This window comes from Rhizobium quercicola (genome assembly GCF_021168455.1).
GTDB classification, from domain to species: Bacteria; Pseudomonadota; Alphaproteobacteria; order Rhizobiales; family Rhizobiaceae; genus Ferranicluibacter; species Ferranicluibacter quercicola.
The window spans coordinates 200,272-224,074 of the sequence record NZ_JAJOZR010000001.1; the positions used below are offsets into that span (position 1 = coordinate 200,272).

At 65.9% G+C, this 23,803-nt stretch carries 20 protein-coding genes; 8 read left to right on the top strand and 12 right to left on the bottom strand.

Features of this window, described 5'->3' with window-relative positions; all coding sequences use genetic code 11:
• Window positions 1-30: 30 nt before the first annotated feature.
• Both LRX75_RS00890 and LRX75_RS00895 read right to left on the bottom strand, forming a co-directional pair.
• Window positions 31-1,110, bottom strand: a complete 1,080-nt coding sequence (locus LRX75_RS00890; protein WP_231811327.1) for an ABC transporter substrate-binding protein — start codon at window positions 1,108-1,110, stop codon at window positions 31-33.
• A gap of 23 nt (window positions 1,111-1,133) precedes the next feature.
• Window positions 1,134-2,063: a TauD/TfdA dioxygenase family protein gene (locus tag LRX75_RS00895; RefSeq protein ID WP_231811328.1), complete on the bottom strand. Its 930-nt coding sequence runs from the start codon at window positions 2,061-2,063 to the stop codon at window positions 1,134-1,136.
• Window positions 2,064-2,533: 470 nt separating this feature from the next.
• On the opposite strand from LRX75_RS00895, the gene LRX75_RS00900 reads away from it, so the two are divergent.
• Window positions 2,534-3,574 (top strand): isopenicillin N synthase family dioxygenase, encoded by a 1,041-nt coding sequence (locus tag LRX75_RS00900; protein ID WP_231811329.1) that lies wholly within the window; start codon window positions 2,534-2,536, stop codon window positions 3,572-3,574.
• A gap of 187 nt (window positions 3,575-3,761) precedes the next feature.
• Here LRX75_RS00900 and LRX75_RS00905 read toward each other — a convergent pair whose 3' ends face one another.
• The 5 genes from LRX75_RS00905 to LRX75_RS00925 all read right to left on the bottom strand — a co-directional run bounded on the left by LRX75_RS00905 (window position 3,762) and on the right by LRX75_RS00925 (window position 10,180).
• A complete protein-coding gene (locus tag LRX75_RS00905; RefSeq protein ID WP_231811330.1) occupies window positions 3,762-4,550 on the bottom strand; it encodes an inositol monophosphatase family protein in 789 nt (262 codons plus the stop codon).
• Window positions 4,551-4,575: 25 nt separating this feature from the next.
• A complete protein-coding gene (locus LRX75_RS00910) occupies window positions 4,576-5,637 on the bottom strand; it encodes an ABC transporter ATP-binding protein (protein ID WP_231811331.1) in 1,062 nt (353 codons plus the stop codon).
• Complete coding sequence (locus LRX75_RS00915; RefSeq protein ID WP_231811332.1) at window positions 5,634-7,877, bottom strand: ABC transporter permease; 2,244 nt, start codon at window positions 7,875-7,877, stop codon at window positions 5,634-5,636. Before LRX75_RS00915 ends, LRX75_RS00910 begins: the two co-directional genes overlap by 4 nt.
• Before the next feature lie 80 nt (window positions 7,878-7,957).
• Window positions 7,958-8,983, bottom strand: a complete 1,026-nt coding sequence (locus LRX75_RS00920) for an ABC transporter substrate-binding protein (RefSeq protein WP_231811333.1) — start codon at window positions 8,981-8,983, stop codon at window positions 7,958-7,960.
• Window positions 8,984-9,157: 174 nt separating this feature from the next.
• The gene (locus tag LRX75_RS00925) at window positions 9,158-10,180 is read right to left on the bottom strand and encodes an ABC transporter substrate-binding protein (RefSeq protein ID WP_420851120.1); all 1,023 of its coding nucleotides are present in this window, start codon (window positions 10,178-10,180) and stop codon (window positions 9,158-9,160) included.
• Window positions 10,181-10,395: 215 nt separating this feature from the next.
• On the opposite strand from LRX75_RS00925, the gene LRX75_RS00930 reads away from it, so the two are divergent.
• On the top strand, window positions 10,396-11,139 hold the full coding sequence (locus LRX75_RS00930) for a response regulator transcription factor (RefSeq protein ID WP_231811334.1): 744 nt from the start codon (window positions 10,396-10,398) through the stop codon (window positions 11,137-11,139).
• Window positions 11,136-13,253 carry an ATP-binding protein gene (locus LRX75_RS00935; protein WP_231811335.1) on the top strand — a complete coding sequence of 706 codons (2,118 nt, stop codon included), beginning with the start codon at window positions 11,136-11,138 and terminating at the stop codon, window positions 13,251-13,253. The genes LRX75_RS00930 and LRX75_RS00935 overlap by 4 nt, the downstream gene beginning before the upstream one ends.
• On the opposite strand, the gene LRX75_RS00940 is transcribed toward LRX75_RS00935, so the two are convergent.
• Window positions 13,240-13,947, bottom strand: coding sequence for an ArsR/SmtB family transcription factor (locus tag LRX75_RS00940; RefSeq protein ID WP_231811336.1), 708 nt, complete (start codon window positions 13,945-13,947; stop codon window positions 13,240-13,242). The two genes, LRX75_RS00935 and LRX75_RS00940, sit on opposite strands and share 14 nt — an antisense overlap.
• 120 nt (window positions 13,948-14,067) lie before the next feature.
• On the opposite strand from LRX75_RS00940, the gene LRX75_RS00945 reads away from it, so the two are divergent.
• Window positions 14,068-14,970, top strand: a complete 903-nt coding sequence (locus LRX75_RS00945) for a DMT family transporter (RefSeq protein ID WP_231811337.1) — start codon at window positions 14,068-14,070, stop codon at window positions 14,968-14,970.
• A gap of 42 nt (window positions 14,971-15,012) precedes the next feature.
• On the opposite strand, the gene LRX75_RS00950 is transcribed toward LRX75_RS00945, so the two are convergent.
• Window positions 15,013-16,134, bottom strand: a complete 1,122-nt coding sequence (locus tag LRX75_RS00950) for a hypothetical protein (RefSeq protein WP_231811338.1) — start codon at window positions 16,132-16,134, stop codon at window positions 15,013-15,015.
• A 167-nt stretch (window positions 16,135-16,301) separates the two neighbouring features.
• Here LRX75_RS00950 and LRX75_RS00955 point away from each other — a divergent pair, with 167 nt between their 5' ends.
• A complete protein-coding gene (locus LRX75_RS00955; protein ID WP_231811939.1) occupies window positions 16,302-16,745 on the top strand; it encodes a BA14K family protein in 444 nt (147 codons plus the stop codon).
• Between the two features lie 72 nt (window positions 16,746-16,817).
• Here the strand turns inward: LRX75_RS00955 and LRX75_RS00960 are convergent, their stop codons facing one another.
• Both LRX75_RS00960 and LRX75_RS00965 read right to left on the bottom strand, forming a co-directional pair.
• Complete coding sequence (locus LRX75_RS00960; protein ID WP_231811339.1) at window positions 16,818-17,402, bottom strand: YceI family protein; 585 nt, start codon at window positions 17,400-17,402, stop codon at window positions 16,818-16,820.
• A 64-nt stretch (window positions 17,403-17,466) separates the two neighbouring features.
• On the bottom strand, window positions 17,467-18,636 hold the full coding sequence (locus LRX75_RS00965; RefSeq protein ID WP_231811340.1) for a cytochrome b/b6 domain-containing protein: 1,170 nt from the start codon (window positions 18,634-18,636) through the stop codon (window positions 17,467-17,469).
• A 293-nt stretch (window positions 18,637-18,929) separates the two neighbouring features.
• On the opposite strand from LRX75_RS00965, the gene LRX75_RS00970 reads away from it, so the two are divergent.
• Window positions 18,930-20,630: a dihydroxyacetone kinase family protein gene (locus LRX75_RS00970; RefSeq protein WP_231811341.1), complete on the top strand. Its 1,701-nt coding sequence runs from the start codon at window positions 18,930-18,932 to the stop codon at window positions 20,628-20,630.
• Window positions 20,631-20,667: 37 nt separating this feature from the next.
• Here the strand turns inward: LRX75_RS00970 and LRX75_RS00975 are convergent, their stop codons facing one another.
• Complete coding sequence (locus LRX75_RS00975; protein WP_231811342.1) at window positions 20,668-21,636, bottom strand: AraC family transcriptional regulator; 969 nt, start codon at window positions 21,634-21,636, stop codon at window positions 20,668-20,670.
• Window positions 21,637-21,747: 111 nt separating this feature from the next.
• On the opposite strand from LRX75_RS00975, the gene LRX75_RS00980 reads away from it, so the two are divergent.
• A complete protein-coding gene (locus LRX75_RS00980) occupies window positions 21,748-22,956 on the top strand; it encodes an MFS transporter (protein ID WP_231811343.1) in 1,209 nt (402 codons plus the stop codon).
• A 141-nt stretch (window positions 22,957-23,097) separates the two neighbouring features.
• Window positions 23,098-23,799, top strand: coding sequence for an SDR family oxidoreductase (locus tag LRX75_RS00985; protein WP_231811344.1), 702 nt, complete (start codon window positions 23,098-23,100; stop codon window positions 23,797-23,799).
• The last annotated feature ends 4 nt before the right edge of the window (window positions 23,800-23,803 follow it).

Below are 23,803 nucleotides of genomic sequence, written 5' to 3' on the forward strand. Positions count from 1 at the left end.
GTCGGTCGCGACACGGGCCGGCCATGCGCGTCAGTTGGTCTGCTTCCGGTCGAGATCGCCGGCCTTGACGATCTCGCCGGCGGCGCCGAAGCTGGACCAGTAGGTCTCGAGCTTCAGGTCCTTCAGGGCCTGCTGCAGATATTTTGGTTCCAGCCACGTATCGACATCGACGTCGGCCTTGATCAGGCCATAGGCTTTCGCGCGGGCCGCCTGATCCTTGTAGCGGGCGACGACGAAGTCATCGATGAGCGGATTGAGCCGGTTGGCGAGCGTATCGCCTTGCAGATCGGCCACGAAGGTCTCCTTGGGGAAGCCCGACAGAGACCAGCCCTCGAACACCTCATCGGTGTTGGCGGGATCGGAGGCGAAGGCGGCCGCCTTGACGAAAGTGGTGACGACGCGCTGCGTCAGGTCCGGATGCGCCTGTTCGAAGGCGGTCGTCACGAGATAGGACGAGTTTCGCCCGAGCGTCGGATCGTCGCCCTTGGTGGTGTAGACGATCTTGACGATCCCCTTCTTGGCCAGCGCCAGATATTCCGGGCCGCCGAAGACGGCGTCCACATTGCCGGAGGTCAGCGCCGGCACCGCCGCGTTGGTGTCCAGATTGATGAAGCGGACGTCTTTTTCCGTCAGGCCATGGGTGGAGAGAACGCGGTCCGTGGCCAGCTGCAGGTTGGTCCCCTTGAACAGCGCGACCTTCTTGCCCTTCACGTCGTCGATGGAGGCGATGGTGCTGTCGGCGGGGACGGCGAGATAGATCGGCTGGTGCCGGCCCGTCGTGAACAGAAACTTGTGGTCGAGACCCCGCGAACGGCCGACGATGGCCGGGAGGTCGCCGAGAAGGAAGAAGTCGAGCTGGTTGGCTGCGACCGCTTCGTTGAGCGCGGGGCCTGCGCCGCGAAAGAAGGTCCACTCGATCTTGATGTTCTTGTCGGCGGCGAACTCCTTTTCGATGTACGCGCGGGCCCGCCCGTAGGAGGTCGCGTCCCCTTGCGAATACTGCCGGTTGTCGAGTCCGATGCCGGGATAGCCGAAGCGGATGGTCACGTCCTCGGCAAAGGCGGCGGTGGCGACGAGTGCGGCGAGCGCCGCTACGATGAGACGTTTCATGGATCTGGTCCCTCTCCCGGCGCTCACGCGGCTTTCGCCGGAGGCTTGGCGGCCTTCACATGCGTCACGCTGCGGCGGCCATCGACGCTGGCCGGAATGTCGCCATCGACCGTGGCGCGGCGCACGACGCGGTGCTGGTCGCCATAATCGTTGACGGCGTAGTGCTGGGTGGCGCGATTGTCCCAGATGGCGACGTCTCCGGCCTGCCAGTGCCAGCGCACGGTGTTTTCCGGCGCGGTGACATAGGACTGGAACACCTCGTAGAGCTTTGCGGAATCGCTCTTGGACAGGCCGACGAGGCGCTGGACGAAATTGCCGAGCAACAGCGAGCGCTCGCCGGTCTCCGGATGGACGCGCACGACGGGGTGTTCGGTCTCGTAGACGGTGGAGGTGAAGACCTCCTCGAAATGCTTCCTCTCGTCGGCGGTCGCGCGGGGGCGAACGGCCGCATAGTCGTAGGCATTGCTGTGAACCGCCCACAGCGTATCGGCCAGCGACTTCAGCGGTGCCGGCAGGCTTTCATAGGCCGCATGCGTGTTGGACCAGATCGTATCGCCGCCCGCCGCCGGAATGACCACGCCGCGCAGGACCGAGATCTTCGGATAGGCATCGACGAACGTCACGTCCGTGTGCCACTGGTCCGCCCGGCCGCCACCACGGCTGGAATCGAGATTGAGGATCGAGGCTGTGCCGGCCACCGGTCCCTGCGTCGGATGGGGCACGAGGTCGCCCAGACGGCGGGCGAAGAGTTCCTGCTCCTGGTCGTCGAGATGATCCTGACCGCGGAAGAAGATGACCTTGTGCTTCAGGAGAAGCTGGTTGATGGCGGCGACCGTTGCATCCGACAGGTCTCCGCCGAGACGGATACCCCGGATTTCGGCGCCGACGCGGCCGGTGAGAGGCAGGATGTCGGCGGTCGGAATGGTCTGGTTGACAAGGACTGGATTGCTCATGAAATCACTCCTGTTGATCTGGGTAAAGGACAGCACATCGCGTCCGCCCCAGCGGTAAAGCGGGGCACTGAACGTCTCATCGCTCGACGTCGATGACCGATGAAACAAGATAATCTATAATTTCTATAGATAAAATATTCCAATTATTCGGGATTGAACGAAACAAGTCTTTTTCGTTTCTCGCCCTTCGGCAGAACGGACGATGCACGTCGCCCTGCACGCAACATCCTTTCTCCGGCGCCGACCTTTTCCCGATCGGCGCGAAAGAATGGGATAAATTTCTTTGCTATCGAATGGGTAGACAATACGCTTGTCGTCATCGGATGCGGTTTGCCCGTTCGCAGATCGCGCTCGCCCCTCGCGGCGGCCTTCACGCCCCCGCTGGCCGTTGAATGGTCGTCCCACAGCGGTCTTCAGGGCGTCTCCCGCAGCCGCGCGTGCGCCCGATCCCGTTCTATGAGGAGTAGACCATGACCATCCACACCACGCCCGTTCACCTGCCGACGATCGACTTTTCGAGGTTCTACGGGACGCCGTCCGAGCGGGAGAGCTTCGTTCGTGATCTGACGCGCGTTTTGCACGACCACGGTTTCTTCTATCTGACCGGGCATGGCGTGCCGCAGAGCCTGATCGACGAGGTGCTGTTGGCGTCCAAGCGCTTCTTCGCGCTGCCGGAAGCGGACAAGCTGGCGATCGAAATGGTGAAGTCGCCGCATTTTCGCGGATACAATCGCGCCGGATACGAGCGGACGCGCGGCGAGCAGGACTGGCGCGAGCAGCTCGATATCAATACCGAGGGTCAGCCGGTAGAGGCGGGTCCGCAGACGCCCTGGAACCGGCTTTACGGCCCGAATCAGTGGCCGGAGGCTCTGCCGGACCTGAAGCCGCTGCTGCTGCGCTACCAAGCGGAGGTCACCCGCATCGGCATCGATGTTCTCAAGGCGATCGCCCTGTCGCTCGGTCAGCCGGAAAACGCCTTTGCCGAGATCTACGAACCCTCGCCCTCGCAACTTCTGAAGATCATCCGCTATCCGGGCCGGGATGCGGCGGGCAGCGATCAGGGCGTTGGCGCCCACAAGGATGGCGGCTTCGTGACCGTGCTTCTGCAGGACACGACGCCGGGCCTGCGCATCCGCACCGAGGAGGGCGTCTGGATCGAGGCCCCGCCTGTGCCGGGAACCTTCATCATCAACAGCGGGGAGCTTCTGGAACTGGCGACCAACGGCTTCGTGCGCGCCGACGTGCATGGCGTCGTCACGCCGCCGGAAGGCACAGAACGCTTCTCGGTCGCCTTCTTTCTCGGCGCCCGCTACGACGCGAAGATCCCCGTCATTCCGCTGCCGGAAGAGCTGAAGCGCGGCGAACGCGGCATCACCGCCGATCCCCTCAACCCGATCTTCCGCGAGGTCGGCATCAACCACCTGAAAAGCCGCCTGCGCTCGCACCCGGATGTCGCTGCCAGGCACCATCCGGACCTGATCCACATGCTGGAGGCGGGCACCCGCGCTTGAGGTCTGGCGTCTGGCGAGCGGAAGCGGGCGCCGGGCCCGGTTCCGCGAGGACCGTATCAATCATCGGCGGCGGCTCCGCCAACGCGACCCCGCCGCCCTGCCCGTGGCGGATCGGCAGGGCACCGAACCGACAGGGCGTCGTCTGCGGGCGGCAGGATGGCGCGTGCGGCCCGCGGTTGAGACGGTGCTAAATCCCGGCGATGCGCCGCAGATCGTCCACGGCGCCGGGCGCTGCGGCCAGCACGGGCGCACCGCGGGTCAGCTGCTCGCCTTCGACGGGGAAGGGATGATGCCACCCGCCGGCCTCCGTCACGAGGCAGTAGCCGGCAAGGCAATCCCAGGCGTGCATATAGGGCTCGTAGTAGCCGACCAGCCGGCCGGCCGCGACATAGGCGAGCATCAGCGCGCCGGACCCGTTGCGAATGAAATTGCCGCCGGCGTCCATCAGCGTCTCGACCATCTTTCCGACGAAGGCCGGCGTGACGTAATTGTTGGCCCCGATGCCGGTGACGGCGTTGCGGATGGTGCGCGAGGGGTCGAGCGTCAGCACCCGGCCGTTGAGGACGGCACCGCGACCCGCGGCCGCGGCGTAGAGTTCCTCGAAGCAGGGCGCGTAGATCACGCCGATCACAGGCTTGCTGTCGAAGAGCACCGCGATGGACACACACCAGTTCGGCATGCCGTTGACGAAGGGGCTGGTGCCGTCGATCGGATCGACCACCCAGGTATAGCCGGAGTTCCCCGCGGCGAGGCCGTATTCCTCGCCGAGAAACCCGTCGTCCGGGTGGGCGTCGGCCACCGCGGCGCGGATCAGGTTTTCCACCTCACGGTCGGCGATCGAGACCACGTCCTGCGCGTCGCGCTTGGTTTCGATGACCAGCGTCTCGCGGCGGTCGAAATAGTCGCGTGCGACAGCGCCGGCAGTGCGGGCGATCGTTTGCGCCAGGGCAAAGCGGGTGTCGAGATCATGCGTCATGGGAAGTCCTTGTGATGAAAGCGGCTCAGTCGTTGATAATGGCAATACCGCGTCCTTTGAAGCCGACAGCGACATCCGTTGCCGGTGGCAGTGCGCGTTCCACGGCGGGATCGACGACGAACAGCCGGCCGGTGCCCGTCTCCACCTCATATTCCACGTGGTCGCCGAGGTAGGCGGCATGCGTTATGCGGCCCGGGAAGGCGGCGCCCGACGCCGGCTCCAGCGTGATCGCGTTCGGGCGCACGGCCAGCTTGGCAGGGCCCGGCCGCGCATTGCGGCTGGGCACGCGATGTTCGAGCGCGCCGATGCGGATGGTCGCGTCCGCCCCCTCGACGCGGATGACGTCGCAGGCGACGACATTGGCCTCGCCCATGAAGTCGGCGATGAAGGCGGAGGCCGGAGCCTCGTAGAGATCGCGCGGCGCGCCTTCCTGCGCGATCACGCCATCCTTCATGATGATGATGCGGTCGGAGACGGCCAGCGCCTCGTCCTGATCGTGCGTCACGTAGACGGCGGTAAAGCCGAGCCGCTGCTGCAGGTCGCGGATCTCGGTGCGCACCTGCCGGCGCAGGCGCGCGTCGAGGTTGGAGAGCGGCTCGTCGAGCAGAAGCACCTGCGGCTCGAGCACGAGGGCCCGGGCGACGGCCACGCGTTGCTGCTGGCCGCCGGAGAGTTCGGCGGGAAGCCGCGCGCCCATGCCGGCAAGGCCGACGAGTTTCAGGCCCTCTTCCGCGCGCGCGCGCGCGTCCTTGCGCTTCATGCCGGAGGATTCCAGCCCGTAGGCCACGTTGTCGAGCGAGCTCATATGCGGAAACAAGGCGTAGGACTGGAACACCATCGACACGTCACGCTCGTTCGCCGGCAGCATTGTCACGTCCTTGCCGCCGATGAGGATCTGGCCGGAGGTCGGATGTTCCAGGCCCGCCAGCATGCGCAGCGTCGTGGTCTTGCCGCAGCCCGAGGGCCCGAGCAGGGTCACGAGCTGGCCGGGCTCGATGGTGATGGACAGGTCGTGAATGGCGGTGAAGGCACCAAACTGCTTCTTGACGTGCTGGAAGACGACGGAACCGGCGCGGGGATGGATCATACTGTTTTCTCCTGAGCGAGAAGGGATGACGGTGCAGCGCGAAGGCCGGCGACGCGATTTTCGCGTCGCAGCCGGCGTTCGCCGACGAGAAGCTGGAAGCCCGCGATGATGAGGATCATCACGACGATCAGCATGGAGGAATAGGCGATCGCCACGCCATACTCGCCGTTCTCGACGAGGCCGACGATGTAGGAAGTCGCCATGTTGTATTCGGCGCTGACGAGGAAGATGACGGCGCTGATGGAGGTGATGGCCCGTACGAAGGAGTAGACCAATGCTGCCGTGATCGCCGGGCGCAGGAGGGGCAGGATGACCTTGCGCACGGTGCGCAAGCTCGTGGCCCGCAGCGTCAGCGACGCCTCGTCGAGGCTCTTGTCGAGCTGGCTCATGGCCGCCACCCCGCCGCGCACGCCGACCGGCATGTTGCGGAAGACGAAGCAGGCGATGAGGATGAGCGCGGTGCCCGTCATCTCCAGCGGCGGCAGGTTGAACGCCATGATGTAGCTGATGCCGATGACGGTACCGGGAATGGCGAAGCTCATCATCAGCGCGAATTCGAACACGTTGCGGCCGACGAATTTCTGACGGACGATGATGTAGGCCGTGAGCAGCCCGACCGCCGCCGTCAGCGGCGCCGAGATCAGCGCGATCTCCATGGTCGTCCAGAAGGAGTTCCAGGCAACGCCGGTCCAGGCGAGCACGCCGTCGCGCATCTCGACCGAGAAGGCTCTGACGTAGTGATCGAGCGTCAGGGAATTGTCGAGGCCCCAGGTTTTGACGAAGCCGCCGAAGAGGATCATGCCGTAGATGACGACCGTGAAGAGCATCCACGGAACGACCAGGGCATGCACGCCGATGGACAGCGGGCGCGGCAGGGCGATGTGGGAGCCGCTGTCGCCCTTGCCGGTGACGGTCGCGAAGTTCTTGCCGGCCAGCCAATAGCGCTGGGCGAGGAAGGCGGTGAGCGTGAAGCAGAGCAGGATGATGGCGAGCACGGCGGCGCGCGAGGGATCGTTCTGCGAGCCGACGACGGCAAAGAAGATCTCGGTCGAAAGCACCCCGTGGCTGCCGCCGAGCACCAGCGGATTGCCGAAATCGGCCATGCTCTCGATGAAGCCGATCAGGAACGCATTGGCGATACCCGGCTTCATCAGCGGCAACGAGACCCGCCAGAAGGTGCGCCAGCGATCGGCGCGCAGCGTCTGCGACGCCTCTTCCATGGAGGGGCTGACGCCTTCGACCACGCCGATGAGCACGAGGAAGGAGATGGGCGTAAAGGACAGGACCTGCGCGATCCAGATGCCGGTCATGCCGTAGAGCCAGCGGCCGGGCTCGATGCCGAACAGGCTGGAGAGCGCTTCGGTGACGACGCCGGCGCGGCCGAAAAGCAGCGTCAGCGCGAGGCCGATGACGAAGGGCGGCGTGATGATGGGCAGGACGGTGAGGAGGCGCAGGCCCTTCTTGAAGGGAAAGCGCGTGCGCGTGGCGACCAGCGCGAAGGCCAGCCCCATGATGGTGGAGCCGCCGGCGGTCATGATCGCCAGCCACAGCGTGCGCCATGCCACGCCGCACCGCTCGCCGCCGATGACACAGCCGAGGCTCCAGATGGCGGGGTCCTGAATGTTGCGGGTGAAGCCGTCCGGATTGAGCGAGCCGTCGACATCCTGAAACGCGCCGACCAGCATGCTGCCGACCGGGTAGAACACGAAGATCGCCACCAGAAAGACGAGAAGCGCGATGGAAGCGACGACGAAGGCATCGCCCTTCATGGCGCCGCGCTCGGCAAGGCCGAAGGAGAAAAGGAGCACGAAGACCAGCGCCGAAAGCATAGCGCCCGCCCCCATGGAGGGTTGCCCATCCGACAACGCTCCGAACAGCGTTTCGCTGATCGTCCACGACCAGCCGGAATAGCCGATGGCCAGCCCCTGCAGCGTCAGAAAGGCGACGCCGACGGCACCGGACAGGGCAAGGAGCGCGCCGCGCCGTTTCGGATCCCGCGTGAAGCGGGCAATGCCGGCGACCACCAGCATCAGCGCGGCGATGGCGAGCCACCAGCGGCCATGAAGAAAAATCTGCAACAGGCCGGGCGACACCGAAGCTTCGCCGGGGAAGCCCGACAACCAGCCGAGCCCGAGAAACCCGCCCTCGATCCGGTACCAGGGGACGAGCAGAAGGGCCAGAATGCCAAGACCGAGCGTGATATCCAGTCTGCGGTTACGATTGTCTTTGCCGGTATCCATGCCGATCCCCTCTGCAAGCCATGTCCTGTTTCAAGAACCGCGTGCCGGCCGCATGCGGTGCAGCCGGCACGCGCTGCGCATCAGTTCGCGTTGGCGCTGATCTCGCGGTCCCAGCGCTCCAGCAGTTCCTTGCGCTTGGCGGGGTCGCCATAGGTCTTGAAGTCGTAGTCGATCAGCTTGATGTCCTCGAAGCGCGGTGCTTCCTTCGGGATCTCGGCCGCTTTGTTGGACGGCAGCTGGAACGACTTGGCGTCCTTCATGCGCGACTGGACGGCGGGGGAAAGCGCCCAGTCGTACCAGATCTTGGCATTGTCGAGGTTCTTCGCGCCCTTGACGATCGACATGGAGCCGATCTCGTAGCCCGTGCCTTCGCATGGCGCGACCGACTTGACCGGGAAGCCTTCGGCCGTCTGGGCCACGGCGTCGTGCATGAAGACGATGCCGATGGCCGTTTCGCCGCGGGCCGCCGCCTTCACGGGTGCGGAGCCCGATTTGGTGTATTGCGAGATGTTGGCATTGAGCTTCTTCAGGTAATCGAACGCCTGATCCTCGCCCATGATCTGGACCAGCGAGGCGAGCGCGGTGTAGGCGGTGCCCGACGAGTTCGGATTGGCGATCTGAATCTCGCCCTTGAAGGCGGGATTGAGAAGGTCAGCCCAGCACTTCGGCTCGGTGAAGCCCTTCGTCTTGAAGATCTCGGTGTTGTAGCCCCAGCCGAGCGCGCCGGCATAGACCCCGACCGTCTTGAAGCCGGAGCCCTCGGCCTGTTTCTGCGCCCAATCCTGCAGCTGGTCGAGCAGCGGCGACTTGTATTCCTGCGTCAGCCCGTCGGAGGCGGCCTGCATATGGGGGTCGCCGGTGCCGGCCCACCAGAGATCCGTCTTCGGATTGCGGGCCTCCGCCCGGATCTTGGCATAGGTTTCGCCGGACGACAGGCGCACCATGTTGACCTTGATGTCGTGGTCCTTCTCGAAGTCGCCCTTCATCTGCTCGCAGATGACGACGTCTGCCGAGCAGATGAGGTTGAGCGTGCCCGCGGCCTTTGCCGATGTGGCGGTAAGTGCGGTCGCGGCCATCAAGAGAATGCCGGCTGTGGTGGTTTTCATGATGTTTCCTCCTTGGTTGAACGGTCGTCGCGGCATGGCCGTGCCTTGCCCGTTTGCCTCTGCAAGCGGGCTGACATGGTCCGTCCGGTGTGATGCCTCGGCGCCGGCGGACTTCGCGCAGGCGCCGGTCGTTGCCGGGAGGAGAGCTGAGTGCGGCTCCCCCGATGTCAGCGATCAGGGGATGCCGCGGATCTCGCTGTCGAAACGTTTGAGCAGCCGGCTGCGCTCGTCCGCCGAGCCGAAGGTCGCAAAGTCGTAGTCGACCATCCGGATCATCGAAATATCAGGGGCGCCGGGCGGCAGCGATGCGCCGGCATTGGACGGCACCTGGTTCTGCCCGGCGCCGGCCCCCGTCGCCTGACCCTCGGCGCTCAGCACGAAGTCGACGAAGGCGCGCGCCGCCTCCGGGTTCTTCGCGCCCTTGACGATGCTGACGGCGCCGATCTCGTAGCCCGTCCCCTCGCAGGGCGCGACGATCTCGAGCGGGTAGCCTGCCTGCCGCAGCGTGACCGCGTCGTGAATGAAGGAAATGCCGATCAGTGTTTCGCCATGGGCCGCATCCTTGACCGGGGCCGAGCCCGACGACGGATAGGCGCGGATATTGGCGCCCAGCCGGCCGAGATACTTGAACGCCTCGTCCTCGCCGAAGAGCTGAACCAGGGTCGCAAGTGCGGTATAGGCCGTTCCCGAAGAATTCGGATCGGCAAGCTCGATCGCCCCGGCATAGGTCCCGTCGAGCAGGTCCTTCCAACATGCAGGAGGCTTCAGGCCTCTCTGCTTCAGGAGATCGGTGTTGTAGGCAAAGCCGAGCGCTCCGGCATAGATGCCGGCGGAATGCCCGCCCGAGAGATCGAAGAAATTGTCGGCCCAGGGCAGCATCGCGGCGGACGAGGGGGGCTGGTAGGCTTGCAGCAGGCCCTCGTCGGCCGCCTGCAACTGGGCGTCGCCCGTGCCGCCCCACCAGACATCCGTCTGCGGATCGGCCTTCTCGCGGCGCACCTGATCGAGGATGTCTCCGGTGCTTTCGCGCGTCACGGTCGCGTCGATCCGCAAGCGTATCCGCACGGCCTCCTTCATCGCGGAGCACCAGGCTTCGTCGACGCCGCACAGCACGTTGAGCCGCGCCATGGGCTCCGCATGCGCGGTCGCGCCGAACGACAGGCATGCCGTCGCTGCCAGACAGATGAACGTCCTCACCGAAACCTCCACGCGGAAACAAGCATGTCCCGACCTCCGCGGCCAGAATGGCAGATACGACGCACGCTTCAAGGACGGAGTGGTTACGCTTGTTACAGCCGCGATGAGCGAGAGTTGCGAACCTTTCAAATGTTACATTTGTGACAGATCCCGTCATCGGCAAGGATTTGAACATTGCGTCCCGCAGCCTATGATGCGGCGGGAGGACGTTCGATATGCAGGCAAGGATTCTGATCGTGGAGGACGATCCGGATATGGCGGAGATGTTGTTCGATCTCGTGGAGGCGGAGGGCTGGACACCGTTCGTGGCGGGTTCTGCCGAGGAGGCGACGGCCTTTCTGTCGCGCGAGACCGTGCACCTCATCCTGCTGGATCATAACCTGCCCGGTGCGTCGGGGCGCACATTCGCGCAGCGCATCCGCAGCAGCATGGATGTCGGTATCATCATGGTGACGGCAGCCGGCAGTTCGGCCGAGCGCGTGCTGGGCCTGGAGACCGCCGCCGACGACTACATCGTCAAACCGTTCGAGCCGATCGAGCTTGCCGCCCGCATGAAAGCGGTGCTGCGCCGCTCGGTCCCGATGTCGAAGCCCGAGCGCATGCCGGAGCCGTCCCCCGATCTTGCGCCCCCGGCCTCGTCGCTTGCGCTCGCAGACTGGACGATCGACCTGAAGCGCAGGCTGGCGGTGTGCGAAGGGCAGCCGGGCAAGACGCTGACGGGTGCCGAGTTCGCGCTTCTGGAACTCCTTGCCGAAACGCCGAACCTTCCGGTCACGCGCGCGCAAATTCTCGAGCGGCTGGGCAGCGGTACCGACCGCTACGTGGATCGCAATGTCGATGTGCTGGTTCTCCGGCTGCGCCGCAAGATCGAGCAGAACCCGGAACTGCCGCGCTACATCAAGACGCGTCGCGGCCGGGGCTATGTGCTGGAGGTTGCGCGCCGCGAGACGGAGCGATGACCTCTCGCGCCTTCTTTTCCTCGATCGCCTTTCGTCTTCCTGCGGCTATCCTCCTCATCGGTGCGCTGGTGCTTGCCATCTCCACCGTCGCCATCTTCGGGCTGTTGAAGGCCCGCAACGAGATGGCCACCTATGGCACGCAGGCCTTCGTCAGCCTCGGCAAGTCCGCGCTCGTCTCCAAGCAGGTCTCCGACCTCGTTTCCAGCGCACCCTTTCTGATGAACGCGACCTCGCCTTACCGTATTTCCAGCGAAAGCCGCGCCGTGCTGGCCCAGGTGGAGGCCCTGATGCGCATGATGCAGCCGCAGCAGGAGCGGACCGCAGCGCCTGCCGATGGACGGGTGCTCGCGCTTCTGGGCGCGATCCGGCAGCAGACGCTGACCATGCTGGACGATGCCGAAGCGGCACAGACGCACAAGTCGAATGCCGCGACGGCACTGAGCCAGATCGCGACGCGGGACATGACGACGGTTCGCAACCTGCCACCAAGCCTCAACGCCATCGCGCAATCGGCCTCGACATCCGACAGCCTGTTCCAGCTGGGCGAGCTCCAGCGGCGCTATGTCCGGGAACTGTCGATCGCCGAGGCCGCGCCGGTGCGCATGGACCAGGCCGCGCTCGACGCCCATCGCCGCATCTTCGCGGCGCAGACCCGCTATCTGCGGGAGATGTTTTCCATCCGCGCCGCGATCACGCGCCTGCACGCTGTCTCGCGCGAACTGTCGCTTGCCGTCGAGGCGCAGAATGACGGCGTGGTGGGCAAGCTTGGCGACGATGTCCGGGCGATCTCGCAGATGCTGCAAAGACTGCTCAGTATCGTCTTCGTCACCGCGCTCCTCATGCTGATCATCGCGGCGTTCGCCATCCGGTCCGTCATCCGGGTCTCGCGCGGGATCGTCGATCTCTCGACCGGCATGAATGCGCTCGCCGGCGGGCAGAAGCAGATCGCCGTGCCGCATTACCGCGGCGACGAGACGGAGCTGATCCGGCTGGTGCAGGCCTTCAGCGCCTTCCGCGAGAGTGTCGACCGCGTCAGCCGTATGCGCCGCAAGGCGGAGGCGGCGGCCAAGACGATCCGGGCGATCTTTCGCAGCATGAACGAGGGCATCGCCCTGTTCGACGCCGCCGGCCAACCGCTTGCCATGAACCGCCGGGTGATCGAGCTTGTCGGCCGCGGCGGCGCCTCGCGAAAGCTGCCGTTGCGGCGCTTCCTCGAGGGATTGCCCGATCTCGATACCCAGGGTCTGCAGGCCGCGCTCGAGGACACGGAGCGTCCGGGCAGGCCTTTCGTCTTCCGCCTTCGTCAGGAGGACGGGCAGGTGGTGGAGGTGTCGCTTTCGCGCCAGAAGGATGGCGGTTTCGTTCTTCTCGCACGCGACGTGACCGAGGCCGACCGGCAGGAAGCCGAGGCGGCGAAGGCCCTGCGGCTCGACGGCATCATGCGCATGACGCACCAGCTCGCCCACGAGGTCGGGAACATGATCGGCATCGTCACCGGCAGTCTCGGGCTTCTGGAGCGCGAGGACGTCGTCACCGACCGGCAGAGACGGCATCTCAACCGCATCCGCAAGGCGGCCGACCGCGGCCGTGCGCTGTCCTCCAGCATGCTGTCGGTCGCAAGCCAGCAACAGATCTTTCCCGTCTCGATCGATCTTCGATCCGTGCTGACCGGCATGATCGACGTTCTCGAAATCGCGGTCGGCGAGACCTGCCGGGTGAGGCTGTCGACGGCCGTGGATCTGCCGCCGGTCTATCTCGACCCCTCGCTCTTCGAGCAATCGGTGCTCAACCTCTGCCTGAACGCGGCGGCAGCCATGCCGAAGGGTGGGGAGATCAACATTTCGGCCACCCATGACGGTTCATCGGTCGTGGTTTCGGTGTCCGACGAGGGCGTCGGCATGACGCCGGAGGCGATCGACAAGGCCTTCGAGCCCTATTTCACGACGCGCATGAAAGGCGGCAGTGCGGGGCTCGGTCTTGCAACCGTCTACGGCTTCGTTCGCCAGTCCGGCGGAGATGCGGCCATCCAGTCGCGGCTGGGCGAGGGCACCCGCGTGACGCTCACCTTTCCCGATCGGCGGTCGGACGGTGTTTCGGGCTCTACGACGGCGTGAGCGGCCGGCCAAGCATGTCCGCAAAGCCGCGATCGCCGGCGGGGGTGATCGTCAGCGTCCTGCTGCTCGGTGTCCGCAGCACCCATTTGAGCTCGATCGTTCGCGCCAGCAGCGCCGAACCGAGCCGTCCCGCCATATGCGGCCGGCGCTCGCTCCAGTCGAGGCACATGCGGCAGACCGGACGCTTCGGCCGGTCGGTCGTCGCGAGGTCGATCCCGAAGTCGCAGAAGAAGCGATATCCCTCGTCCGAGAGAACGCCGACGCCCTCCGACCGGTGCAGAAGCCCCCGCTGCTCCAGCATGGCGGTGACTTCGACGGCGATGTGGCCGGCCATGTGGTCGTAGCAGGTTCGCGCCCGACGCATCGCTTCGTCGCGTGGCCCACGGCGCTTGGCCGACGCGGCCAGCGGAATCTGCGAGAGCGCCATCAGGCCTTCCAGCGCCTGTGCGACGGAGGGGGAGGCGAGCCGGAAATAGCGATGGCGGCCCTGCCGCTCGGCCGCGACGAGCCGCCCGTCGAGAAGCTTCGCCAGATGCCCGCTCGCCGTTTGCGGCGTGATGCCTGCATGAGATGCGAGCTCCCCCGCCGTCAACGCTTCGCCGCCGATCAGGGCGGCGAGCATGTTGGCACGTGCGGGGTCGCCCATGAGATGGGCTGCCTGAGCGATCATGTTGCCGGTGGGAAGGTCTGTCATGGCCGCAGGCTATCGGTTCGCCGCCCGCATGTCAGGCGCGAATGCTTCGGCGATGGCCGAAGCGTCGGCGGCTGGAAAGCTGTAAGGCTGCCGCATCGACATCAACGACCTGGACCGGACATGCCCGAACAACCGCCTCGCCTTGCCATGAGCCTTCTGATGCTGCTGGCTCTCGCCACCCTCTGGGGCGCGTCCTATACCTTCATCAAAATCGGCGTCGCCACGATCCCGCCCATCACGCTGATCGCCGCGCGGACGATCATTGCCGGGGGTCTGCTTCTCGTTGTTCTTCGTCTGCGCGGGCTGGGGCTCCCGAGGGATCGCCGCAATGCGCAGCGTTTCGTCATCCAGGCCGTTCTCAACTCCGTTCTTCCCTTCACGCTGGTTGCCTGGGGCGAGCAGCATGTCGATGCAGGACTGGCCGTCATCCTGAATTCGCTGACGCCCGTCTTCGCGTTCCTCATCAACGCCTGCATAACGCGTCATGAAGCGGTGACGGCACCGAAGCTGTTCGGCGTCGCCTTCGGGCTTCTCGGGATCTGCCTCGTGGTCGGCCCGTCCGTTCTTGGCGGATTCGGCACCGGCGTGATTGCGCAGCTCGCCATCATCCTCGCGGCTGTCGCCTATGGCGGAGCCGTAACCTTCGGCCGGACCTTCCGCGATCTCGACCCGATGATGCCGGCAGCGGGCTCGCTTATCTGGGGCGGCGTGATCCTGTTGCCGTTCAGTCTCCTCGTCGACCAGCCATGGACGCTTGCACCCGCCCCGTCATCGCTCGCAGCGCTTCTCGCCTTGTCCGTCTTCTCGACGGCGCTTGCTTTCGTGCTCTATTTCACGCTGCTGCAGAGGCTGGGCTCGGTCGGCACCACGGCGCAGGCCTATCTGCGGGTGCCGATCGGCGTCGGTATCGGGGTTCTGTTTCTTGGCGAAACGCCCAGCCCGAACGCCCTGCTGGGCCTCGTCCTGGTGGTGGCGAGCGTCGTTGCGATGACGATGCCGGCGCGTCGCAGGTCCGCCCCATGAGAGAGCGGCCCTTCCTGATCGACGGCGCCGTGTCTGCGGAGCCTATTCCCAGTAGCCGTCATCGGCGAGCGTCGAAACGCGGGCCAGCACCTTGCCGCCGTCGGCGAGGGGGGAGATGTTGGTATAGTCCTCGCAGAGCGTCATCACCCATGTGTGCTGTTCGCCCGTGAGGGGATTGCTGATGACCCGGCTGTAGAGATCCGCACCATTCTCCGTTCCACTCATCTGCATGGCCGGCGTGAAGGTGAGCGGTGCATGGACCGGCGGGCTGCACCGGCCGGCGGCAACCAGCTGTGCGGCAAGATCGCGCGCGGACTTGCCGGAGCGGGGATGGACCCAGTCCTCCCGGGCCCATTTCTCCCAGCGCGACAGTCCGAATTCCCGCGTCCAGAAGGTCTGCTCCATCTGCATGGCATCGCCGGGGCTCTCCCCGTCCGGCGCCCCGCGGGAATAGTGGCTGGAGACGACCGAGACCAGCGCCCGCCCGGATGTGTAGCTGATCTTTTCGACGGCCCAGGTCGTCAGGGCCCGGGTGTAGCGGAGCGCGCACGCACCCATGTTGGCGGACGCCGCACCTTTCTGCAGCTTCGTCTGGAACACGCCATAGCCCGTCGCCCCGAGCGCGGGAACGTCGGCCGGGCCGATGACCCAGCCGCGGAAGAAGCGGCGCGAGGTCTCCCTGTTCGCCCCGCAGAGATCGCTTTCGAAGGAGGATAGCGACACCGGGCTGTAACTGCCCATGATGAACCCGTACGCGTCGTCATGCCACTGGATCGAGGCGCCGTTCCGCTCCAGGTCGTCGTCGCTGTCGGGGTCCGTCGCGCCGCAGGGAATCTGGCGAAGCGTGGAGCTGATAATGCGCGTTTCGTTGAAGCGGGAGACGGGAACGTTGATCTTCGACACAGGCCCCGCCGCGCAGCCGGAGGTAGGGGCGGGAAAATTCTGCAGCGTGTAGGGCGGGGTTTCGCCCGGTGCGATATCCCGGTGGCGCTGACAGCCCTTGTCTCCAGGAATGCCGGAGACCGCCTGTCCGTCAGGTCCCGTGCACACGTCCATCACCATGAAGTCGGCAATGGGGCCGAAGCCTTGGGCGTGTGCGGCGGTCGTGAAGGCCGCCAGGATGGCCATGGTGGCCGCAGCCGAGCGAAGCAGGAACGTCTTCATCGAAATCCTCAAGTCCTTACCGATCCCGCTTCATCGCGGCCGGAGAAGGCTATATCGGATTGCGGGAGGGATTATGGCCGAGGCCGCCGTCAGGCGATTGCTGTCCTGCGCCTTACCCCGCGCTCCCGGCGCGCTATGTGCTCTCCATAACCAATGGAAAAGGCATGATGAAAAAACTCGCAATTATCCTGATTTCCCTCGTGACCGCGCTGACAAGCTTCGTGCCGGCACAGGCATTCCCGGCCCGGCCCGCCGCGCCATCGGCAGGTTCCGCAGCGCCGGGCACGACGGACGTTCAGCAGGTGCAGTATCGGGAAGACAGGCGGATCATCCGCCGCCACAACCAGCGCAACGGCCATCGCTACAACGGCCGCTATGATCGTCGCGACCGCTACAGCGACCATCGCCGCTACGACCGCCGCGATGGCCGGCGTTACGACCGTCGCCATCGCAACAATGGCGCGATCATCGGCGGTCTGGCCGCAGGCGCCATCATCGGCGGCGCGATCGCCTCGCAGAACCGCAGCAGCTGTGCGTCGCGCTACCGGTCCTATCGTGCGTCGGACAATACGTACCAGCCCAATTCCGGCCCGCGCCGCGTTTGCCGCTAAGGGTCCGAAGGCGCCTCCGGCGTCTCACATACAAGAAGGGCGCAGATCGAAAGGTCTGCGCCCTTCTTGCTTTTACTTCGCCGCGCTGGCTTCGACGGAGATGTTCACGGCAACGTCGTCGGAGACGGCCGGAGCGAACATGCCGAGATTGAAGTCGGTGCGCTTGACCGTGGTGGTGGCGTTGAAGCCGATCCACGGCTTGTTTTCCATCGGATGCTGGCCCTGCTGGTTGAGGACGGTATCGAGCACGACCGGCTTGGTCACGCCGTTCAGCGTCAGGTCGCCGGTGATCAGCGCGGTCTTCTCGCCCGTGACTTTGATCGAGGTCGATTTGAAGCTGACATTCGGTGCCTTGCCTTCACCGCCGAAAAAGTCGGCGGACTGGAAGTGCTTGTTGCGGCCGACGTCGCCGGTCTGGAGCGAGGAGATCGGGAATTCGACCGTGACGGTCGAGGTCTCGGGCTTGGCTTCATCGAAGTTGATCGTGCCCGTGATGCCGCTGAACATGCCGCTCGTGGTCGAGAAGCTCAGATGCTGGTAGGAGAAGACGACCTGGCTGTGGCCGGCATCGAAGGTGTAGGCCTTGGGCTCGGCATGAGCGGCGCCGGCGAGAAGCATTGCCGACGCGAACAGTGCATAGGTGGTTCTGGAGATCATGATCTTGTCCTTCGTTCATGCCGCCTGCGGAATGCAGACGGAAATGGAGATGTGAGAAAGGGCCTCAGCGCTTCGCCTGCAGGGCGATATCGACCTCGACCGAAAAGCCGACCGTCTTCTCGTCCGCATAGGTTTCACCGATCTTGAAGTCGCGGCGGTCCAGCACCGTCTGGCCGGACATGTCCGCAACGCCGTCCTTGATCGTCATCGTGAATGGCAGGCGGATGGGGATTTCGATGCCCCTGAGATTCAAGGTGCCGGCCGCGAGGAAGTTTTTGCCCTCCGGCTGGATCGTCGCGGTGAACCGGGCCTGCGGATGCTGTGCCGCATCCAGAAATCCGGGGCCCTTTACCTGATCGCTGACGCTGCCCAGCGTGACGCTTGCGGGGTTGATGACGGCCTCGACATGACCCGTGCCGGTCGCTTCGTCGAAGGCGATGGAGGCTGTCCAGTCCGAAAAGGTACCGGCAACGGGCGTTCCCATCTGGTTGACCTTGAAGCCGAGCGTGCCCTGGATCACCTGCCACTCGGATGCTGCGGCCTGGCGGGATGTGGCCGGCGCCGGCGCGGCGCGAAGGCCGATCTGCGACGCGAAGGCCACGCCCGCAAAGCCCACCGCCGCCAGGGCGAAGGTCGCGGCGGGCGTCCAGCCGGCGCGCCCGGTCTCCGTTGCCTTGCCGGCGTTCGTTCCGCGCGTCATGCGCTGGAGAACCCCGTCGCGATCGATCAGGGCGTGCTTCAAAGCGCCTGCCACGTGCAGCGCGATGGCGAGACAGAGCGTCCAGGCGAACAGCTGATGCGTGGCCGCCAGGCGCTGCGCCAGCTCTTCCGACTTCGGCACGAGCGGCAGATCCTGGCCGAACGGCCAGAGGATCGGCGCATATCCCGTTGTCGCGGCATGCTCGATCCAGCCCGTCAGCGGAACCAGCAGCATCGAACCGTAGAGCATCCAGTGAACCGTCGCGGCCGCGAAAGTCTCCAGACGCCGCTCCGGGTGGACGGGCGCCGGATGCCGCTGGACGAGCGTCCAGCAGATGCGGGCGAGGGCCAGCGCGAAGGCGAGAACGCCAAGCGTCTTGTGGATCGAGAAATAGAGAACCTTGGCATCGACCGCGTCCATGGAGGATCGGTTCGCGATGAAGCCCATCGCGATGTTCAGGCCGATGACGAGAGCGGTCGCCCAATGGAAGAAGCGGGACACGCTTCCGTAAGCCGTCGAACTGTTCTGCTGCACGCGGGCATCTCCGATGTCGTGCCCTGTCAGAGCATATCGTTCCTTACAAAAGAACCCGGCCAAATGCAGACATACTGTTCACCGTTTGCGAACAATCACGATAGATTGATCATTTTTTCAACGCGAAGCCTGTCGCAGTGCCGCTTGAACCGCGCGGTTGCCGACGCAGATGGTGATGGGTGGGATGATGGCGCATTGGACAAAATTGCCGGCGCCGGCGATTGTCCGTGTTGGCGGCCGTCATCTGCGGTTAAGGTTCAGCGCCACAAAGCTTCGCTGAGGAGACGATGCCAATGACGACGATCTACGACGAACCGGAAGACTTCGCCACGAGCGCCCTGAAGGGCTACGCCGCCGTTTACGGTCGCTTCGTTTGCGCAGTGAAGGGTGGTGTCGTGAGATCCACCCCGCGCGTTGCGGGCAAAGTCGCGGTCGTCGTCGGTGGTGGGTCGGGGCATTATCCGGCCTTTGCCGGTTATGTCGGACCCGGTCTTGCGGATGCCGCCGTGGCCGGAGATGTCTTCGCGTCGCCCTCGACAGCCGCCGTCGCGCGGGTCTGCCGGCTGGCGGATCGGGGCGGCGGCGTTCTGCTCGGCTATGGTAACTATGCCGGCGACGTCTTGAACTTCGGCGCTGCGGCCGAGCGTCTCCGGGCCGAAGGTCTCGATGTCCGCGTGCTTCCGGTCACAGACGACGTGGCGAGCGGCCCGGCCGATAATCACCTGAGCCGTCGGGGAATTGCCGGCGATCTCATCGTCTTCAAGGTCGCCGGCGCGGCCGCAGAGGAGGGCCGTTCGCTGGACGACGTCGAGGCTGTGGCGAAGCATGCCAATGCCCGCACGGTCTCCTTCGGCGTCGCGTTTGCCGGCTGCACCCTGCCGGGGTCGGCCGAGCCGCTGTTCACGGTTCCCAAGGGCCAGATGGCGCTCGGCCTCGGCATTCACGGCGAGCCGGGGATCAGCGAGACCGCGATTCTTCCGGCAGCGGCGCTTGCCGACCTCCTGACGCACCGTCTTCTGGCCGAGCGCCCCGCCGATTGCACGCGGGTTGCCGCCCTCCTGAACGGCCTCGGCGCCACCAAATACGAGGAACTCTTCGTCCTCTGGCCGCAGGTCGCGACGCGGCTCGCGGCGGCGGGCCTTGAGGTCGTGCGTCCCGAGGTCGGCGAGTTCGTGACGAGCCTCGACATGCGCGGCTGCTCGCTCAGCCTGCTGTGGCTGGATGCCGATCTCGAACGCCTCTGGAGCGCGCCGTGCGAAACGGCCGTTCTCGTCCGGCGCGACGAACCCAATCTTGCGGAAGCGATCCCCGAGGAGACGGCGGAAGTGCCGACCTTTCCGGCTGCCTCCGATGCCGCACGCGAAACCGGCCGTTGCATCGCCGGCATCATCGCCAGGCTCGCCGACGTGCTTCACGGTGCGGAGGCCGAGCTTGGCCGGATCGACGCGCAGGCGGGCGATGGCGACCACGGACAGGGCATGACCCGCGGTGCCACGGCCGCCCGGGTCGCCGCGGATGAAGCCGTCGCTGCCGGGGCGGGGGCCCGCAGCGTTCTTGCGGCCGCAGCCGATGCCTGGGCGGATCGCGCAGGCGGCACCTCGGGCGTGATCTGGGGCGTACTGCTCCGCGCCTGGAGCACGGCGCTTTCCGACAGCGCGGCAAGGAAGGATGCAGACGTCGTGGCCGGCGCGGGGCTGGCGCTCGACGGCGTCACACGGCTCGGCGGCGCGAAGGTCGGCGACAAGACGCTGGTCGATGCGCTCGTGCCTTTCGTCAAGACGCTGGAGACGGCGTTTGCGGAAACACGCTCGTTGAAGGCAGCCTGGACCCGCGCCGCCTCAGCCGCGACCGCGGCCGCCGAAGCGACCCGTGCGCTGACGCCCCGCCTCGGTCGAGCGCGACCGCTCGCCGAACGCAGCGTCGGCCACCGCGATGCCGGTGCCGTGTCGCTGGCGCTCTGCGCGGAAACCGTGGTTGCGATGCTGGGAGATTAGCGGGACGAAACTGCTTGCGCGTTGCCGCTCCGCGATGTCAAGCCTCCTGGGCCACCCCGAGCATCTCCATCGCGGGCGCCCGCGGCTGGCGTTTCGCCACATCCCGCACGTGGCTCGGCGGGCTGCCGGTGATGCGCTTGAAGGCGCGGCTGAAGGAGGCTTCGGACTCGTAGCCGAGCCGTTCCGCCACTGCGGCGACGCGCTGGCCTTCGCCAAGCCATTGGTGGGCCTGATGCATCCGCATGCGGGCGACGTAACGGGCAGGCGTCTCGCCGACCACGTCCGCAAAGCGCTGGGCAAAGCCCGAGCGGGAGGCGCCCATATGGCGGGCGAGTTCGTCGACGCTCCAGTCGTGCGCGGGATCGAGGTGGATCGCCGCCAGCACGCGGCCGATCTCGGGATTGCGCAAGGCCGCCAGCCATCCGGTGGAATCGCCGCAGCCATGCTCCACCCAGGTGCGGATCAGCGTGGCCGTCAGCACGTCGGCGAGACGCGAGAGAATGCCGCCGGCACCGACGCGGTTCATCTCGACCTCGCGCTGCATGGCATCGAGCAGCGGCCGGATGGACGGCTCGCTGGCGGCGAGGTCGCTGGCGCGCATCACATCCGGCATCAGTTGCAGCAGGGGATGCAGCGTATCGACATTGAAGCGCATCAGCGCGTAGAAGAGGACGTTGCCACTGCTCGCGCCGCGGCATTCCAGCTCGACGATGCCGTCGCAGAGCGGCTTGCGCGGCAAGGCCGCGAGCGGAGTGGCCGGCACGTCCGGTCCGCTGGCGATGAGATGGGCATCGCCGCGCGGCAGAAGCAGGGCGTCGCCCGGATGCAGCTCGCTCCAGGCGCCGGACGGGCTCTGGAAGAAGGCGGAGCCGGCTGCGAGGAAGTGGAACTGCGCCGCCTTCTGTTTCGGAAAGGCCGTCGCCCAGGGCGCCGTCGGCTGGCAGCGGCTGTAATCCACGCCATCGAGGCGCAGTCCTTTGAGCATTTCCGTCAGCGGATCGTTCACGGCACCGGCTCCCAGTTTGGACGAATGGTCATGCGATATGGATTTTCTAGCATAGATTCTCCAGCTTGTCGCGCCTAACCATAGGGACAGATCGTATTGGAGAACCTGCTTATGAACACGCTCATCGACGACGACGTCGCCCAGGTGCCGGCACCCGACGACGTCAAAACGGCGGCATGGGCCGGTGTCGCATCGCTGTCTCTCGGCGTTTTCGCCCTGGTAACGGCCGAGTTCCTGCCGGCAAGCCTGCTGACGCCCATGTCGCAGGATCTCGGCGTCAGTGTCGGCGCGGCCGGACAATCCGTGACCATGACGGCCATCGTCGGGGCGATTGCCGGCCCCGCCGTCGTGATCGGAACCAGCCGGTGGGACCGTCGCGCGACGCTTCTGGTGCTGACGGCCCTTCTCGTCGTGTCGAGCCTCATGGCTGCCTTTGCCAGCGGTCTTCCCATGCTGCTTCTGTCGCGCGCGCTGCTCGGCATCGGCCTCGGCGGCTTCTGGGCCATGTCGCTGGCGCTCGCCATGCGGCTCGTCCCCGGTCGCCTGATGCCGCGCGCCATGGCGATCATCATGACGGGCGTGTCGCTCGCCACCGTCTGCGCCGCGCCCCTCGGCGCCTGGATCGGCGAGGCCTATGGCTGGCGCACGGCCTTCGGCATCGCCGCCGCCCTCGGCATCGTCGCCTTCGTCATGCAGGCCACAAGCCTTCCCGCCATGCCGTCAAAGGGTGCCGCGGGCCTCTCGACGCTGCTCGGCGTCCTGCGCCGGCCGGCCATCCGCGTCGGTCTGCTGACCGTGCTTCTCGTGGTGGCCGGTCACTTTGCCGGGTTCACCTTCATCCGCTACTATCTCGAAACCGTGCCCGGCTTCGGCGTGGAGGCCCTCTCGGGCATCCTGCTCGCTTATGGCATCGGCGGCTTCCTCGGCAATATCTTCGGTGGCTTTGTCTCGGAGCGCAACACGTCGCTCTCGATCGCGCTTGCCGCCGGCGGCGTCGCCGCGACGGCGCTGGTTCTGGCACTCCTCGGGGCCTCGCCGGCGATCGCAGCCGTCACCACAGCGCTCTGGGGCTTTGCCTTCGGTGCCCTGCCGGTCAGCGTCCAGAGCTATGTGACGCGTGCCGCCGGCGACGAGGCCGAAAGTGCGGGCGCCCTGATGCTCAGCACGTTCCAGATCGCGATTTCGAGCGGTGCCGTGCTCGGCGGACTGCTTGTCGACACCCACGGCGCGGCTGCGGTCTTCGGGTTTACCAGCATTTCCGCCCTTCTCGGCGTGGTCGTCATCGTCTTCGCCGGGCGGGCCCGCCTCCAGCCGGCCTGATCCGAAGCACGAACCGAATGGCGGCCGCACGGCCGCCGTTCGCATGTCGGCGCCACGCCGATCGCCGGAAAAACCGCTTCGCTCCCGTCGCGGGCGGTGGCATAAATCTCCCATCATCCCGGCACGCGAAAGGCAGACGCCATGACAGACAAGATCGCCATCATCACCGCCGGTGGAAGCGGCATGGGCGCGGATGCCGCCCGAAGGCTTTCCGCCGACGGCTTCAAGGTCGCGATCCTCTCGTCGTCCGGCAAGGGCGAGGCGCTGGCGGAAGAGCTCGGCGGTCTGGGCGTGACCGGCTCCAACCAGTCGAACGAGGATTTGAAGACGCTGGTCGATCGCACCATGGCGCGCTGGGGCCGCATCGATGTTCTCGTCAACAGCGCCGGCCACGGACCCCGTGCGCCCGTCGCCGACATCACAGACGAGGACTGGGTGCGCGGCATGGACGTCTATTTCATGAATGTGGTGCGCCCGGTGCGGCTGGTCGCACCGATCATGCGCGCGCAGAAAGCCGGCGTCATCATCAATATTTCGAGTTTCAGTGCGGTCGAGCCCGATCCTGTCTTCCCGACCTCGTCTGTCTTCCGCGCGGGTCTGGCCGCTTACACCAAGCTGTTCGCCGACCAGTTCGCCGCCGACAACGTGCGGATGAACAATGTGCTCCCCGGCTTCATCGACAGCCTGCCGGAGAAGGATGCGTTTCGCGATCGCGTTCCCATGGGCCGCTACGGCAGGAGCGAGGAGATCTCGGCCACGGTCTCGTTCCTGGCCTCCGCTGGCGCGGGCTACATTACCGGGCAGAGCATCCGCGTGGATGGCGGCATTACGCGGTCGCTCTGAGGCG